Raw genomic sequence first — 17,033 nt, 5'->3', positions numbered from 1 at the left:
TGAAAATACCTTTTAAATAACTATTTTTGTACACGCTTTTATAGCGTTTGCTGCACGCCCCACGTCAGCTAATTGCCTGGTCAGTTTGGCCCGGAATCAGGTGGTCAACATCTCCATAACATACAGTCTGACAATTTTTGAAGATCATTTCTGTCAGTTAAATCAGCTATCATTATCTGATGACCCACGCCAGCCAAACTTGCTTTTGCATCATTCAATTTCGCCCCGTTGCGGGCTACCAGAGTTACCCGGTAATTTTGAGCCGCCAGCAGCCTGGCTGTTTCCAACCCGATGCCTCCGCTTGCTCCTGTGATCAATACTTTTTTCATGGTTATGTTTGATTACTTTTATTCCATTGCAAATGTATTGAACACCGTTCAATAAAACAAATTTATAAATCTTGATTTCAAAATCTGACATCACACTGATAATTGGATTACGTCAGCATTAAGCCAGCCCCCCACTTAGCTGTTACTCGTTTTTAATAATCCTCGGTCAGACCAGACAAACAAAACATTATCCCCTGACCGCCAATTTTAGACTCTTTTGTGTTAGCTGTTTAGCCTGAAAAGTGTTTCTTTTTTTGATTAACATCTCTGAGATTAATAGCATTATTAACAGGAATGAAACGCCCTAATCAACACCCTACTACGATTAAGTTTATTATTTTGATTGTGAATAATATAGACGTTAGGGATGGCATTCTGCCACCCCGACAAAAGCTTAAAACTACTGCGGATCCGATGATATTTGGTTGTCGCTCTTGCAAAGCGATTAATTACTGTTTTAGCTATCTAACTTAGCAGTTGTTATATCTCTTTAAAAACACCATTTTTAAACCTTTAAACAAATTTTTCGTACAAATCCTTATTGACCCCCCGACAATCTGAATGCATATTAAACGGCTGTTTTTTTTAATATCGATTATTCTATTCGCGAAAGCACACGTTTCTGCACAGGATATTGCTCAGCAACTCACCAACATTTACAGCGCTAACGGTATTTCGCAAAATTCTATACAATGTATTTACCAGGACAAGTATGGCTTTATGTGGTTCGGTACGCAGGATGGCCTAAACAAATACGATGGCTACGAGTTCACCACTTATAAGCACCTCCGTAATAATAACAAGAGTTTACCAGCCAATAACGTACTGGCCATTTGTGAAGATGCCGAAGGCAATATATGGGCGGCAACCCGTATAGGTGGGCTAAGCAAGTATAACCGCGCTGATGATTGCTTTATAAACTACAAACACGACAATAAAAACAACGCGTCAATAAGTAACAACAACATCAGCTACGTTTATAGCGACCGTAAAAATAATTTATGGGTAGGCACCGATAACGGGCTGAACTTATACGATAAAAAAACAAATAGCTTTAAACGATACTATCACAACAACCTGCCTAACAGTTTAAGCAGCTCTGCCATCTACACCATATTTGAGGATAGCAAAGGCCGGCTTTGGATAGGTACCGATAAAGGACTAAACCTGTTAAACACACGCACCAACGGCTTTACCCGCTTTGCACACAATAAGGCTGATAAAAAAAGCATCAGTGATAACATTATCACCTCCATAGCCGAAGATGAGCGCCATAATTTATGGTTTGCCACTTACAACGGGCTGAATTTATTAAATGCTGATTCAACTTTTACAGCGTATGCCAATGAGCGCGATAAATACACATTAAATGGCGATAACCCAATTTACAGCTTAGCGCCCAATTTTGCTGGCAAGCTATGGGTTGGCACAAACACCACATTGCAGTTGTTTGATATTAATAAAAAAGTGTTTATAAATATAAACAGCCTGCCCGCGGAGCAAGATAATATGCCAAACGATGGCGTTTACGCGTTGTGGATAGATAAGCAAAAAACCTTATGGATAGGCACTTCCAGCGAGGGTATTTTAAAGTACGATAACAACCTAAACCTGTTCCCGGCTTATAAAGCCTCGGCTAATACCAATCCATCTATCGCCAACATCATCCGGGGAATAGCGGCAGATAAAAACAGCAACCTATACCTGGCTACCGATGCGGGCATGGCCTATTATGACCGCGCCAGGGCAAAGTATACCCTTTATAGCCATAATGCCCGTGCTAAAAATGCTATCACAACAAATTACAGCTCATGTATATTTATCAATAAGGCCAATACCACCGTTTGGGTTGGGTTTTACAGCAACGGAGTTGACCGTTATGATATTAAAACCGGGCAATTTAAAAATTACACTATTGGCCAGGGCGCCCGCAATTTAAATAACGCCTCGGTATATGCTTTAGCAGAGGACGATAACGGCCAGATATGGATGGGTACGAACGCAGGCGGAGTAAATGTTTTTGACCCCAAAACCGAGACCTTTAAAAAATTCCTTCACGATGATAAAAACCCAAACTCGATAGCCGATAACGCTATTGAAGCCCTTTACTGCGATAAAAACGGTAATATGTGGGCCGGAGGTTATTCCAATGGTGTATCGGTATACGATGCGCGATCCAACAAATTCACACACATTAACAGCAAGAACACCGGTCTTAGCAGCGATGTGATCAGTTGTTTTTATGAGGATAACAAAGGCCATATGTGGATTGGCACTATGGAAGGCGGGCTTAATTGTTATGATTATAAAACAAAAAAAATAACAAATTATACCGAAGAAAACGGGTTGATCAACAACACCATAAATTACATCACATCCGATGCAAAGGGGTATTTATGGCTCAGTTCGCTAAAAGGCATCATCTGCTTTGACCCCGTTACCAAAACTTCGATAAAAAACTTCGACGTTCACAATGGCTTAAAAAGCCAGGAATTTAATTTGGGCAGCGGGGCCAAACTGCCCAACGGCCAAATCGCGCTGGGTTGTATAAACGGGTTCAATATCATCAGCCCCGATAAAATAACCTTCAATTCAAATAAACCCGATGTAGTACTGAGCGGTTTTGAATTATTTAATAAACCGGTACAAACGTATTCAAAAAACTCTCCGCTAAAACAAAGTATACTCACGGCGCAAGAGGCTACATTACATCACGATCAATCGGTATTTACTATAAAATTTTCCGCTTTAGATTATACCGTCCCTCAAAAAAACACCTATGCCTATAAACTGGAAGGTTTTGATCCCGAATGGCGTTATGTAGGCAACCAGCGTAGTGCCACATACACCAATCTCGACCCAGGCACCTACATTTTTTTAGTTAAGGCAGCTAATAACGATGGCATTTGGAACAACACGCCCACCAGGCTTAAGGTAATTATACTGCCCCCATTTTGGATGACCTGGTGGTTTAGAACGCTCGCAGTAATAATATTTATAGCGATCGCCTATATTTTATACATCCTGAGGTTTAATTTCTTCAGGAGGCAAAAACTGAGCCTGCAAAAACAGGTTGAAGACCGTACGGAACAAATAAGTCAGCAGGCGCTACATCTTAAAGCGCTTAACCTCGAGTTGCAGGAGCAAGCAAGTGAACTACAGGCACAGTCGGAAGAATTGCAATTACAATCAGAAGAATTACAAAAACAAAAAGAGCAGGAAGAAAAAGCCCGGTTGGAGGCCGATAAGGCAAATTTAGCTAAAAGTACATTTTTAGCTACCATGAGCCACGAGATTCGCACACCTATGAACGGTGTTTTGGGTATGGCCTCGCTTCTGTCGGAAACAGAATTAAACGATGAACAGCGGGAATATAACGATGCGATACTCAACAGTGGCGAATCATTACTAACGGTGATAAATGACATCCTGGATTTTTCAAAGATCGAATCTGGCAACCTTGGGTTGGACGACCATGATTTTGAGCTAAGAAAATGTATTGAGGATATTTTTGAACTTTTCGCTTCAAAGATGTCGCAGGCAGGTATCGATCTCGTTTATCACATAGCCGACAATATCCCTAATCAAATTCATTGCGATGGCTCGCGGCTGCGGCAGGTATTGGTGAACCTGGTGGGGAACGCTACAAAGTTTACGCATAGCGGCGAGGTGTATGTTGGCGTTACAAGTGTTAAGGTTGATGAAGAAAACTTACGGCTCTCATTTGCGGTACGGGACACCGGCATAGGTATCGCCGACGAACACTTCGAACACCTTTTTAAGGCTTTTAACCAGATAGATTCGTCGGTAACACGCAAATACGGTGGCAGCGGCCTTGGCTTGGTCATTAGCGACAGGCTTGTAAGGTTAATGGGCGGCACTATTGAGGTGATGAGCAAACCAGGCTTTGGCAGCACATTTTCTTTTGAGATAGATTGCAAAAAAGGCACCCCTATTGCTGTTGTGGAAGAAAGCGAGAATGAGAAGATTTGTTTTGGCAAGCGGGTGCTAATAATTGATGATAACAGCACCAACCTCCGCATTCTGAAAATACAGCTGGAGAAATTAAAAATGATCGTAATTGCGGTATCTTCGGGATACGATGCACTTAAAATACTTCAAACCGATAGTGGGATAGACCTCATCATTACCGATATGCAGATGCCCGATATGGATGGCATTACTTTAAGCGCTAAAATAAAAGCACTGCCAAGCTTACAACCTATCATATTGCTTAGTTCGATAGGGAATGAAAGTAAAAAATTGTTTCCGCATCTGTTTAACACTGTACTTACCAAACCCGTAAAGCAACAGGCTTTATATGATGTTGTACAGGCCGAATTAAGGAGGGATACCATAAAGAAGGTAGATAGTAAAAAGTCGCTGTTGTCAGAGCAATTCGCTGTGGATTACCCTTTCAGGATGCTGATAGCCGAAGACAATTTAATGAATCAAAAACTCATCATCAGGATATTAAACAAGTTAGGCTATCAGCCCGACCTGGCTAATGATGGACAGGAGGTGATGGATATGATGAGCAAAAAATACTATGATATTATACTGATGGATATCCAAATGCCGAACATAGACGGACTGGAAGCAACCCGCCTTATCCGTAAAACATACGGCCTTAAAACCACCATATTGGCCATGACGGCCAACGCCCTTACAGAAGATGAAAGCGATTGCTACAAGGCCGGCATGAATGGTTATCTATCCAAACCCATTAATCTCGAGCTGCTTATACAATCCTTAAAAAATCTTTACAACAGCGCCCATCATATTAAATAGTAGCGTTCATACAGATGTTGCTTTTCTTATAAAGAGAACGCGACATAACTATCACCAGACTTACTCCCTATTTTACCACCACCACAGGCTATAACAATATACTGTTTGCCGTCGATCTCATACGCGGCGGGTGTAGCGTACCCGGCAGCCGGCAATTTTGCTTCCCAAACCACCTTACCCGTTTTCTTATCAAATGCGCGGATCTTCTCGTCTTTAGTAGCAGCAATAAATACCAGCCCGCCCTTGGTAACCAGCGGGCCGCCGTAAGTTTCGGTACCGGTAACCGGGATGCCACGCTTGGTTAGCTCGGCGTATTCGCCCAGTGGTACTTTCCACAACAATTTACCGCTGGTAAGGTCTACCGCGTTAAGCGTACCCCATGGCGGTTTAATGCCGGGGTAGCCGTCCTTATCAACAAAGCGGTTGTAGCCGGCCATGGTGTATGGCGCGGCAGGTAGGGCACTTTTGGTTTCAGGCACCGCGGGTTGTGCCCCTCCCCTGCCGATTGGGCCGGTAGCTTCTTTCTCCGGTATTTTTAGCAGAAAGGTTAATATAGCCTTCTTCTCCCCTTCGGGAATTGCTTTAAACGATGGCATCATGTTGCGCCCGTTATCAATAATATTTTTGGCTTGGAGCTCGTTATACTTCTTCTCCAGGTTAAGCAAGGAAGGAATGGTGCTGCCGTTGCCTTTCAGATCGGCACCGTGGCAGGCAATGCAACGCTGGTTGTAAAACGCGTGCCCTGAACCCGCAAGGGTATGGTCGTTATTGTCGGTTTTAGGTACATCTATCATCACTTGCGCCCATGGTAGTTCGGTACTGTTGATGTACATTATTTTAGTTTGCTGGTCAACTGCTGCACCACCCCATTCGCCTCCTCCATCAAAACCAGGGAAGATCCATCCGCCATCTTTACTTGGCGGACTAAACATCGCCCTGTTCTTCACTTTCAGGTATTTCTCCATCATATCCTTGTGTGTTTCCGGCGAAATATCGGTTACATCCTCCGGGCCGAACTTTTGGCGGGCAAAAGGTTCAGGTAGGGTTGGTATGGGCTGCGTTGGCCACGGTTGTTCGCCGGGCAGGCCATTGGTAGGTACCGGTATTTCGTTTATTGGGAAAACAGGCTGCCCGTTCGTACGGTCAAACATAAAAATATAACCATTCTTGGTTATCTGAGCTACGGCATCAATATCTTTACCATCGTGTTTTATGGTTACTAAATTCGGCGTTGCAGGCAGGTCGCGGTCCCAAAGATCGTGGTGTACAAACTGGTAATGCCAAATATACTTGCCTGTGGCCGCATCCAGCGCTATCAGCGAGTTTGCATATAGGTTCTGACCCTTGCGGTTGCCTCCGTAAAAATCGCCCCCTATAGAGCCTGTAGGGATGTAAACGATTCCGCGTTTTTCGTCAAGAGACATCCCCGACCAGTTGTTTGCTCCGCCGAGGCTTTTCCAGGCGTCCTTGTTCTCCCAGGTCTCGTAACCTTTTTCGCCCGGGTGTGGTATGGTGTTAAAACTCCAGCGCAGTTTACCGGTTAGTACGTCATAAGCCCTTATTGGTGCCGGTGCGGCGTCTTCGCTCTCTGCTACACGTACACCCATTATCAATACATCTTTATAAATGATACCAGGAGTAGTTGATGCCACAAAAGAGTGGATCTCGCGGCCAACATTTTCGGTCATATCTAAATAACCGCCGTTTCCAAAATTAGCAACAGGGGCGCCTTTTTCGGCATCAATGCAATACACCTTGTTACCTACGTTATAAAACAGCCGCTTGTTGCCGCCAACGGCATCCTGCCAGTACACCACGCCACGGTTTACTTTGTAATAAAACATGGGGTTGAATTTGGCAGCCGTATCTACCGAAGCAGGATCGAAAATCCAGTTTTGCTTCCCGGTTACCGCGTTTAAGGAGAACAGTTTAAGCTTTGGTGTAGAACCGTACAGCACGCCATCAACCATAATAGGATTGCACTGATTTTGCGTACGGTTGGCCGTGTCCCGGTCGTTGGAGGTGTATACCCAAGCCTGTTTAAGACCTACTATGTTTTGCAGATTGATCACCTCGCTTGCAGAGTATCGCGCCGCATCTTTGGTACCTGCGTAGGCTCCCCATCCTTTATAGTCGTAACCAGGCGCAGAATTTGATTGTTTACAGGAATAAAGGGTAACCGATAAGGAAATGAAGGACAGGAATAGATAGGCTGGTCTCATGCTGCTATAATTGGTAAGGCAAGCTATGAAAAAATAAGGAAACGGAAAATTTAGCGCGCCCTGAAGCGCAATAGCCTTATCATTAGACAAATCATAAAACGTTCCGACGGAATTTAAAAATCAGGGTTAACAAAAGTTAACACAATTTCAAAAATTGTTTTGCAATCATCTCTTAATCAATCGATTGTATTTTAGCAGGGTTAACATATTTTAGACTTTTTTTTATCAGCATAAATGCTAAAACTTCTATTATAAAACCGTAAAGGAATTTAATAACATTATCTGCTGATGGGCAATTGCTCCCTGAAAGGGGAGGCAGATCTGATCAGCGATTTGGAGACAGCCCGATGTTGAGCCATCTCCCATTCCACTGCTTTAAACAACTAATCAATTAACTAATATAAAAAACCATCTTTATGCGATAGGTGTGTGCCGATCTGTCAGATTACTTTGAAGCTGATCTATGACCGGACACGGCGTAGTAAAAAATATAAACATAGCAGGGCACCATGCTGCATAAAAACGCTGACTGCGCCCCCATATTTTTTGCCAGCAGGGCATACACCTGCGGCAGTATAACACCACCTGCAATACCCGTAACCAGCAAAGCCGAACGAATTTTGGTGTACTTGCTTAAACCTTTAATGGCCAGCGGGAATATGGCTGGCCACATCAGCGAATTGGCAAGGCCCAACAATGCGATAAGCATGATGCTCAAATTATTTAGCGTGAATTTGCCGAAATATAGCTGCGTGTTAAACCGTGAGTAATGTGTTCATATCTGCTATGATCTGGTGCGTCAGTTTATCGGCATTTTCCATGGAATTTGCTTCCGAATAAATCCTGATCACCGGCTCGGTATTCGACTTACGCAAGTGCACCCACTGCTTGCCGAACTCAATTTTCAAACCATCAATAGTGCTGTAAGGTTGGTCGCTGTATTTGGCTTCTACTTCTTTTAGCAGACCGTCTATATCCATATGTGTAGGGAATAAGGCGATGTCCACCAGCGCGTCCCGACCGTAATGCAGTTCGGGGTAAATGATACCGCCATTGCCTTCGCCACCAATTACTGCATTTACGGCTTTCATTTGGGTACCACGTTCACGTCTCCTACTGCCGACGCTTCATAAACACCGCCCAGGTTTTCGGTAACATCACGCAAAGCCCGTGTTGATGATGTTGATATTATCCGGCGCGATGTCTACGTGATCGAACAAGTGCTTATTCATGAATACTTTGTAGCTTTGTGCAGCCGCAGCGCTCATGGGGTAATACTCATCCACGTTAACGGTGGTAACGTTTTTAAAGCTCAGCCCCTCCTGCTGATGCAGGCGAACCAGTTCTTTGTAAACCGCGACAGGTGTTGCGCCCGTGGCAAGGCCAAGCACGGCTTGTTCTCCTTTTGTGGCTTTTTGTTTAATGATACCGGCAATGCGTCGGGCTACAACTTTTAATGCTGTAAGCATATCGGGGTACACCGTTACAGGTAGTTTTTCAAACCTTGTTTCTTCTAAAAGATTTAAACGTGGCATTATATAATTTTTTGGTGTGATAATTAAAGGCGCTGAGTTTGCACTCCCGATGGGCGAATTGGCTGCATGGCTGCGGTGCGAGTGTTGTATGATCCAAACCATTCCCGCTCAATAATAGCGGTGAGTTTGTCTTTATTTAGTTCCAGCATTTTCAGCAATTGCATTTGGGCAAGCGTACGCTGCAGGTTGTGGCCGACAAACTGAATTTTGTAGTACGTATCACCATTAAGGTAATCTGTTAAAAAGCGTACCGCCTGCATATAAGGCAATAACAGCACGCCTTTTATAAGCGATTTCAATTCCTGCTCGCTTAAAAAAGATATGGTTTGGCTGAGGTAGCCGCGGGTAAACTCTTCAAACAAAGGGATATTTAATTGTATAGCGCCCAGGCTTGCCTCATCCTCGGCGGCGGTACTGATGATGCTGCGGATAGCATCGCCAAAATCATAAGCCGAATAACCGGGCATCACTGTGTCCAGGTCTATCACGCATTGGATATTGTCCTGCTCGTCAAGTAAAATATTGTTGAATTTGGTATCGTTATGTGTAATGCGCAATGGCAGTATACCCGCACGCCCCCATTGCAATATATCTTTCATGCTATCGGCACGGCTTAGCAAAAAGTCAAGCTCAGTTTGTACAGTATTTAGCTTGCCTGCAGCATCATTTTTAATGGCTTCGTTAAATTCTTCCAGCCTGAATTCGATGTTTAAAAAATCGGGGATGGTATCTATCAGTATATCGGCACCCATATCGCAGAGCAAATACTGAAACCGGCCAAATGCCACACCACCCTGGTAAGCTTGCTTTTCGGTAGTGACGAGGTCGTAGCTTTTGGTGTTATGCAAAAAGGTTGTCATCCGCCAATAACCACCTTGTTCATCCTGGCAATAGTAAAGGCCGTTATTGCATGGGATAAGAGTTAAAACCTCCTTATCCGGATCGCCGCCGGCCTTGGACACTTTTTGCTTGAGATGATTGGTAACGTACAGCATATTATTCATCAGCCCGTCCACATCCTTAAATACATAGTTGTTTATTTTTTGCAACAGAAACTCCCGCCCATCTGTCGGGGTTGTAACCCGGTAGGTATCATTGATATGGCCCGAACCGAACGGCTTTATCCCGAAAGAATCTGCCTGAATACTGAACTGCGCAATAATATCCGAAAAATTATATTTCATTCCTTTAGTATGCATTTATACTGCAATTTATCTAAACCTTTGTGTTATATACTATTAAGTACCAACTATTTAAAATGGTTTGGTATCCATTACCTTTACATCGTAAGGCGCAAGTTTTATTTTGAAGACGCGCCCCGCGAATACCTGTGTATGCTTAGCGCTTTTGGCATCGAAGAACCGGTAATTATCGGTCGCGCCCGCCGGCAGTGGATAGGTTATCCATATAATAACCTCGTAGCCGTTGTTCTGCAGTTCTACAACCGTATGAGAACCGATGTAGCCCGTGCCGCCGGTAACTAATATTTTCCCTTGTTTTAAAACGCTCATACTTTATGTGTATTGATCTGGTTATATTTTGATGAATATTTTATACTTGCGTCAGCGACTTATCCCATGTAACATTAAAGTGTTCGCGCACGCATCACAATTGCACACATTGACTATGTGGCATTATATATAGTTATCCAATCAAAAGCTTCTGTTTACAAATATCTAATTTTTATAGGCGTGTTCGAACACATCTATTAATATTTTGTTATTTTATGAATTAATCGGGTCGCAAACGCCTGCAATTACACTAAATTAATGGGGAGAATTGCTTAAACAAACACCACAGACCCAAACTGTTCCGGCAGGTGAAATTCAGGATATGGATGTTCAATGGGCACCCAGCTCAGGAAATGAGGCTCGGGTAAATCATCACCGCATTTATAAAAATTAACACGACAAGCCTGCTCCTTAAGATCGAGTTTGTTGTGGTGCACAAAAACGGAGAATGGAAAAAACAAGGTAAGCTCCCAATTATATAAGCCGGTTTCGGCATCCTGTGGTATGGTAGTACTTAAAGTATTTATGGTTGCCGCAATATCAACGGGCAGATCAAATCTATCAGTCTTACTTCCCCCATAGCCGCAAAGGGCGGTTCCTAAACTATTAAACTCAAAATTGTAGTAGTTCTTATCATCGCCAAAAGCAATAAAAAACTCAACACAACTATCTTTATAAACCGGATCGTTAATGTTTTTGTAACGTGTAAGTACGTGCTGTTCGCTCACCTTGTATTTTAAATAGATGCCTTGTTGATTATGCGCGAGTGAGAAAGAAGCCTGTGGTAAATGGCCGGCCTGATGCCAGGGAGCAGAATCAAGATCCTGTTGCTCCTCCCCGTCTAAAAAAAAAGCAATGCTTTTCATGCCATTATCGGCAATATGCGCGGGTAGCGTAGGGCTTTTAAACTGCTTCATATAATCGTGATCGACATTTGCGTGTACGCACACAAATATATAGAAAACAGTGGCTCTACAATTTATTTTATAAAAATTAAATTTCTACGAAGGTATCGTCCTTTTCGTCGCGGAAGTAATTTAAATTTTCGCTGGTCACCACGTCCAGCGGGAGGTATTTTAAAATAGGCACTTCCTTTTTAAACACCAGGTGTTCGGCCAATTGGTATATGCCCCAATAGCCCTGCCCTTTGGGGTTTTGATTGATCAGGAAGCTGATCTCACCCGTTTCGAGGTAGTAAAGGTTGGGCGTTATTAAATCATAGCCTATCAGCTTAATATTCTTCACATGCCTCTGTTTGAGGTATTTGGCAATATCGAACGCTTGGGACGTTGTCACGAAGATCTGTTTAAGGTCTAAAGTACTTTCCAATATCTCGTCCAGCTTTTTGATAAAGCCCGATTGGCTCGACCGGTTAAGCTCAACGCTGATGATATTGTAGTGATGCGTCAGGTCGTGCTGGATAAAGTAATTGCGAAAGCCCTGCTCCTTTTTTACCAAGTGTTGCGCATTATGGATTTCCTCATCAATATGCGCAATTAAGATAGAACACGGGTTCGGCTGCCCGTAGTGCACCAATTTAGCAGCCAACAAGCCGCTTTGGTACGAATCCTGACCGATATAACTTAACGGATCATACTCGGCTATCTGTGTGTTAAACAGCACGAAAGGTATTTTAGCTTCGTTCCATTTCTCGAAAAACGGCAACGTTTCGTTATAATAAATTGGAGATAACAAGATACCATCCGGCTGCCTTTTGGTAAGTTTTGTAGCCATCTTCACATAATCCTGCGGATCGTGCGGGTTAAAAACATACTGTTCAACCTGTACGCCATATTGCTTTAAGTCCTGCTCGGCTTTCTCTATTCCCAGTTTTGGTGCCATCCAAAACGCATCGTAAGTATGATCGGGCAGTAGAGCAGCAAATACGTACTGTTTTTTAGAGCCCAGCATCCTGGCCATGATATTTGGCTCATAGTTAAGCTCTTTCAGTATTTTTAACACACGTTCCTTAACATCTTCGGCTACCCTGCCGCGGTTATGAATAACCCGATCGACCGTACCTGTTGATACTTTGGCTTTTAAGGCAATATCTTTAATTCTTACAACTGTGTTTTTCTGGCCTGGCATTTTTAGTAGCTAATTGGTACCCTTGCAAATATATAGTAATTCGATATATAGCTGTGTATGTAAAACACTTTTACCGCCCGCGCAAATGGTGCAAATAAATTTGGTGGAGTTGCCATAAATGCCTCACCTCTTTTTTAATGCAAATATTAGAAAACGACGAAAATTTACAAAAAAATATCGAATGTGTGCGAACACACAATAAAATCTATACATTTGAAAAATGATCCTGTACGCCCCCACGATTATCAATCAGGGCGGCGCGGCATCGCCAAGAAACGAGATACCGATCCAAATTCAAAATAATTAGCATACATACAATTCATTATGGAAAGAAGAGAGTTTATCAAAAATAGCGCGATCGCCGCTGCGGGGCTCACTATTTTACCCTCTGGCAGTTTATTCGCTTCGGCTCCTGCCAAAGTAAGGCTTGGCTACATTGGTGTCGGTGCACGCGGAATGAGCCACATTGCCGAAGGTTTGCTGCGCGATGATGTAGAGGTTGTCGCGATCTGTGATACTCAGGAAAGCTCGCTGAAGATCTGCCGTGAATATATTGCGAAAAAAGGGCACGCGCCTGTAAAGGAATATACCGGCGGACTGGATGCCTACAAACGCCTTTTAGACCATAAAGGCATCGATGCGGTTATTATTGCTACCCCATGGGCCTTCCACTACCAACAATCTATTGATGCCATGAAAGCAGGCAAATACGTGGGTTGCGAAGTAATAGCAGGCTTAACCGTTGACGAGCATTGGGATATTGTACACACATCTGAGAAAACCGGGATGCCTTATATGACGCTGGAGAACGTATGTTACCGACGCGATGTGATGGCGGCCCTGAATATGGTAAGGCAGGAGCTATTTGGCGAGATCATTCACCTCGAAGGCGGCTATCAGCATAATTTAAGAGGCGTATTATTCAACAACGGCAAGCAATATTACGGCGGTGGCGTTGAATTTGGCCACAATGCCCTAAGCGAGGCACAATGGCGCACGCAATATAATATAGACCAGGATGGCGACATCTACCCTACCCACGGTGCAGGCCCATGCATGCATTACGCTAACATTAACGCCGGTAACCGTTTTACCAGCCTGGTTTCGTTCAGTTCGAAGGCACGCGGCCTGGCGGCTTACGTAGAAGAACAGTCACCCGGCCATAAAAACGCGAAGATCAATTATAAAAACGGCGACGTTACTACAACCATGATCAATTGTGCCAATGGCGAAACCATTTTGTTAAGCCACGATACACACTTGCCACGCCCATATTCATTAGGTTTTAGGGTACAGGGCACTAAAGGTATTTGGATGGACGTAAACAAAAGTGTTTATATTGAGCATCAATCAAAACAAGATGATGTTTGGGACCCCGCGCAGTTGTGGTTTGACAAGTACGACCACCCGCTTTGGAAGAAATACGCGAAAGAAGCCGAAGGCGCGGGCCACGGCGGTATGGACTGGTTTGTGTTTAATGCTTTTGTTGAAGCGGTAAAGCAGAAGAAACAAACGCCTATAGACGTTTATGATTCGGTTACCATGAGTGTGATCACACCGTTATCTACAAAATCTTTAAAAGAAGGCAATGCCTCAGTTGAGTTTCCTGATTTCACCAAGGGTAAATGGAAGGAACGTAAAAACAAGTTTGCATTAGATGACAGTGGCTTTTAATTAGCCGCCAAAAATCAGTTTCATCGAAAAGCCCTCTGAGCAATTGTGTTCAGAGGGCTTTTTCTATCGGCTTATGACCCACTTTTTGCGGTCGCACATATAACATTTATAAATTTTAAGGGGGAGCCACCACAACAAGGCTTTGAAAAGGGAAGGTCGTGGTGCCCTTAACCAGCTATCCGTTCCGCAAACACATGGCTTGCCGGATAATTTTTTGGGGAGATTATATTTATCCATAGCTTAAAGAATAAAGTGTGACTTTTCTTTCTCTTTAGGCATTAATTGGTAAACCAAATATAGCCAAAAGTTGTGATAATGCTACTTGGTTTCAACTTTTTAATAATTGCCGCGCACAATTCTATAACCCTGTTAAGGAGTACGGCTCCTTGTTATACCCGTGCATTTACCCAAAATATCGGCCAGACAATGCCAGCGTTCAAGATGGTCATTGTTATGCCGCTACAGCCTTGTACAAAGCTGATAACTTGTCTGCCGTATAATCAATTTCCTCAGCGGTATTAAATTTACTGAACGAGAAGCGGATGTTATTGCGCGAGGTATCGGCACCAATGGCTTTTAAAACATGAGAGACTGAACCGGTTGAGCAGGCGCTGCCACCAGATACCGAAATGTTATGTTGATCCAGATAAGCAAGCAGATCGCCGGTTGCGTAGCTAACAGGCAGGCTTGCATTGAGTACGGTGTAAAGGCTTTTATCTGCAATCGCTGAGTTTCCGTTGAACTGCACATCCCCTATTTGTTCCTGCAGTTTGGCTATCATCCTGTCTTTTAATTTTTGAATGTATACCCGGTGCCCGTCTATATCGCTGTAAGCAATTTCCAGGGCTTTTGCCAGGCCAATGATGCCATGGATATTTTCGGTGCCGGCACGCAGCTTACGTTCCTGCGCCCCACCATGTAGCAGCTGCGATAATTGCACCCCGTCGCGGCAGTATAAAAAACCCACACCTTTTGGCCCATGAAATTTATGGGCAGATGCCGCGATAAAATCTATTTTTAGATTCGACAGATCGTGACGGTAGTGGCCCATGGTCTGCACAGTGTCTGAATGAAAAAGTGCCCCCCTGCTTTTACAGACCTCACCAATAAGCTCAATATTGTTAAGATTGCCTATTTCGTTATTGGCGTGCATTACTGATACCAGGGAACGGGGAATGTCTCTCAACAGATCATCCAGATGGTTAATATCCAGGTTGCCGCGGCTATCGGTATTAATAAAACTTAGTTTTATTTTGCTGTTATTTTTTAAAACTTCGAGCATGTGCAGCACAGCATGATGCTCAAAAGGTGTGGTGATGACATGTTTTATATGATGAGAACGCACACTCGACAGGATAGCCATGTTATCGGCCTCGGTGCCACCGCTGGTAAATACAATTTCGTTTGGGGATGCCCTGAGCAGATCGGCAATAGAGGAACGCGCCCTTTCAATCGCATTCCTTACTTCGCGGCCATGCTCATGGTGCGATGATGGATTACCATAAAACTCCAGTAAGTAAGGAGTTATTGCTTTAAATACTTCACTATCCAATTGGGTGGTAGCCGCGTTATCCAGATAAATTCTCATTGCTTTATTTTTTTAATGTTACCAACGTTGATTTAGTAACTTATCTCAAAAAAAAGAAGACACAGTGATAAAGCGATACAGCTTTTAATTTGTTGTCATCTTATCTTTCTCCCAATTAAATGGAGCAGGAATTAGCACCTTTTACAAGCTTAAAGCCGGTACAGGTTGCTAAGACGTCTTCGGGCCTTTCCCTCTGTCTTTCTGGATAAGTTATTAAAAGAACGAACTAATGATGCAAAGATATAATTAATTCTATAATTCCTATAGATTTAATATAATTAAATAAAATTGATGCTTAAAGAGTCTAAGCCACCAAAAAAGAAGTTCACCGACTAATGGAAGACAATTTAATATTCCGTAAAAAACCGGTATGGACGATATGACAATTAAATTATATAACATCTATGGAATTAGTAGATATAATTCTATATTTGCAGCGTAATCGTTCTTAATAATTATCAAGAAAGACTGAGGGAAAGGCCCAATGATGTCTTAGCAACCTGTACGCCATAGGTATAAAGGTGCTAATTCCTATCTGTAGCAATACAGAAAAGATAATGTTCGCAAATTATTTGCAATGCCTGTAAAGGTGTTTCATTACATCATCCTCCCCTCTTTTTATTGCTGATTATTCAGGAACACTGAATAACAAAACTATGAATAGCAAACATTTACTTTTAGCAAGCTTTTTATTGCTTAACGGCCTTTTCGCCAGTGCGCAATCTACGCAAACAGCTACTGCGGTAGCAGATCCTGATCGTGGCTACATCGTAAAAACAGGCGATCAGGCTCCCGCTGATTTTGAGCTGCAACTTACCGACGGTACTAAAACATCGCTAAAGCAATTAGCAGGTAAGATCGTGATTCTGCAATTCACCGCCAGTTGGTGCAGTGTATGTCGTGAGGAAATGCCCCACCTGGAAAAAGAAGTATGGCAGGCATACAAAGATAAAGGCGTGGTGCTGATAGGTGTTGACCGCGACGAACCTTTACAAAAGGTCATCACCTTTCAAAAGGTTATAAATATCAGTTATCCGCTTGCATTGGATCCCGGTGCTGATATTTTTGGGCGCTTTGCTAACAAAAAAAGCGGCGTAACCCGTAATGTGGTGATCGGACGGGATGGCAAGATAGCTTACCTCACCCGCCTATACGATCAGCAGGAATTCGCAAACATGGTGAAAGCGATAGACGACCTTGTAGGTAAACCTATTGCCGCACTCAACTAACCACACATCAAATTAATTCAAATTATATGAAAACAACTCCTACCCAAGCCAACCGAAGTCCGCGAA

At 43.2% G+C, this 17,033-nt stretch carries 11 protein-coding genes, 2 pseudogenes and 2 riboswitches; of the genes and pseudogenes, 3 read left to right on the top strand and 10 right to left on the bottom strand.

Annotated features, from left to right (window positions below; all coding sequences use genetic code 11):
- Window positions 1-104 precede the first annotated feature (104 nt).
- On the bottom strand, window positions 105-329 hold the full coding sequence (locus tag ABIX36_RS13740) for an SDR family NAD(P)-dependent oxidoreductase (protein ID WP_348082735.1): 225 nt from the start codon (window positions 327-329) through the stop codon (window positions 105-107).
- A gap of 561 nt (window positions 330-890) precedes the next feature.
- On the opposite strand from ABIX36_RS13740, the gene ABIX36_RS13735 reads away from it, so the two are divergent.
- On the top strand, window positions 891-5,120 hold the full coding sequence (locus tag ABIX36_RS13735; protein ID WP_348082734.1) for a two-component regulator propeller domain-containing protein: 4,230 nt from the start codon (window positions 891-893) through the stop codon (window positions 5,118-5,120).
- A 26-nt stretch (window positions 5,121-5,146) separates the two neighbouring features.
- Here the strand turns inward: ABIX36_RS13735 and ABIX36_RS13730 are convergent, their stop codons facing one another.
- From ABIX36_RS13730 to ABIX36_RS13695, 8 genes and pseudogenes are all read right to left on the bottom strand, one after another.
- A complete protein-coding gene (locus ABIX36_RS13730) occupies window positions 5,147-7,342 on the bottom strand; it encodes a PQQ-binding-like beta-propeller repeat protein (protein ID WP_348082733.1) in 2,196 nt (731 codons plus the stop codon).
- A 445-nt stretch (window positions 7,343-7,787) separates the two neighbouring features.
- Window positions 7,788-8,051, bottom strand: coding sequence for a hypothetical protein (locus ABIX36_RS13725; RefSeq protein ID WP_348082732.1), 264 nt, complete (start codon window positions 8,049-8,051; stop codon window positions 7,788-7,790).
- Window positions 8,052-8,097: 46 nt separating this feature from the next.
- Window positions 8,098-8,528 (bottom strand): annotated as a pseudogene (locus ABIX36_RS13720) (phosphoglucosamine mutase); the annotation flags it as partial.
- Window positions 8,500-8,811 carry a 6-phosphogluconolactonase gene (locus tag ABIX36_RS13715; protein WP_348082736.1) on the bottom strand — a complete coding sequence of 104 codons (312 nt, stop codon included), beginning with the start codon at window positions 8,809-8,811 and terminating at the stop codon, window positions 8,500-8,502. The pseudogene ABIX36_RS13720 and the gene ABIX36_RS13715, both read right to left, overlap by 29 nt.
- Before the next feature lie 89 nt (window positions 8,812-8,900).
- Window positions 8,901-10,061, bottom strand: coding sequence for an aminoglycoside phosphotransferase family protein (locus ABIX36_RS13710; protein WP_348082731.1), 1,161 nt, complete (start codon window positions 10,059-10,061; stop codon window positions 8,901-8,903).
- Between the two features lie 222 nt (window positions 10,062-10,283).
- Window positions 10,284-10,388: pseudogene (locus ABIX36_RS13705) on the bottom strand (NAD-dependent epimerase/dehydratase family protein); the annotation flags it as partial.
- 272 nt (window positions 10,389-10,660) lie between these two features.
- Window positions 10,661-11,305 carry a carbohydrate-binding family 9-like protein gene (locus tag ABIX36_RS13700; protein ID WP_348082730.1) on the bottom strand — a complete coding sequence of 215 codons (645 nt, stop codon included), beginning with the start codon at window positions 11,303-11,305 and terminating at the stop codon, window positions 10,661-10,663.
- Window positions 11,306-11,381: 76 nt separating this feature from the next.
- A complete protein-coding gene (locus tag ABIX36_RS13695; RefSeq protein ID WP_348082729.1) occupies window positions 11,382-12,476 on the bottom strand; it encodes a LacI family DNA-binding transcriptional regulator in 1,095 nt (364 codons plus the stop codon).
- Between the two features lie 324 nt (window positions 12,477-12,800).
- On the opposite strand from ABIX36_RS13695, the gene ABIX36_RS13690 reads away from it, so the two are divergent.
- Complete coding sequence (locus ABIX36_RS13690; RefSeq protein ID WP_348082728.1) at window positions 12,801-14,150, top strand: Gfo/Idh/MocA family oxidoreductase; 1,350 nt, start codon at window positions 12,801-12,803, stop codon at window positions 14,148-14,150.
- 451 nt (window positions 14,151-14,601) lie between these two features.
- On the opposite strand, the gene ABIX36_RS13685 is transcribed toward ABIX36_RS13690, so the two are convergent.
- The gene (locus ABIX36_RS13685; protein WP_348082727.1) at window positions 14,602-15,738 is read right to left on the bottom strand and encodes a cysteine desulfurase family protein; all 1,137 of its coding nucleotides are present in this window, start codon (window positions 15,736-15,738) and stop codon (window positions 14,602-14,604) included.
- A gap of 97 nt (window positions 15,739-15,835) precedes the next feature.
- Window positions 15,836-15,950, bottom strand: a riboswitch (SAM riboswitch).
- 240 nt (window positions 15,951-16,190) lie between these two features.
- A riboswitch (SAM riboswitch) is annotated at window positions 16,191-16,299 on the top strand.
- 95 nt (window positions 16,300-16,394) lie between these two features.
- Here ABIX36_RS13685 and ABIX36_RS13680 point away from each other — a divergent pair.
- Window positions 16,395-16,967, top strand: coding sequence for a TlpA disulfide reductase family protein (locus ABIX36_RS13680; protein ID WP_348082726.1), 573 nt, complete (start codon window positions 16,395-16,397; stop codon window positions 16,965-16,967).
- The last annotated feature ends 66 nt before the right edge of the window (window positions 16,968-17,033 follow it).

Source organism: Mucilaginibacter sp. (assembly GCF_039925265.1).
Lineage (GTDB): Bacteria > Bacteroidota > Bacteroidia > Sphingobacteriales > Sphingobacteriaceae > Mucilaginibacter.
The sequence above is the reverse complement of the archived record's forward strand: the minus strand, read 5'-3'. Positions and strand labels throughout refer to the sequence as shown.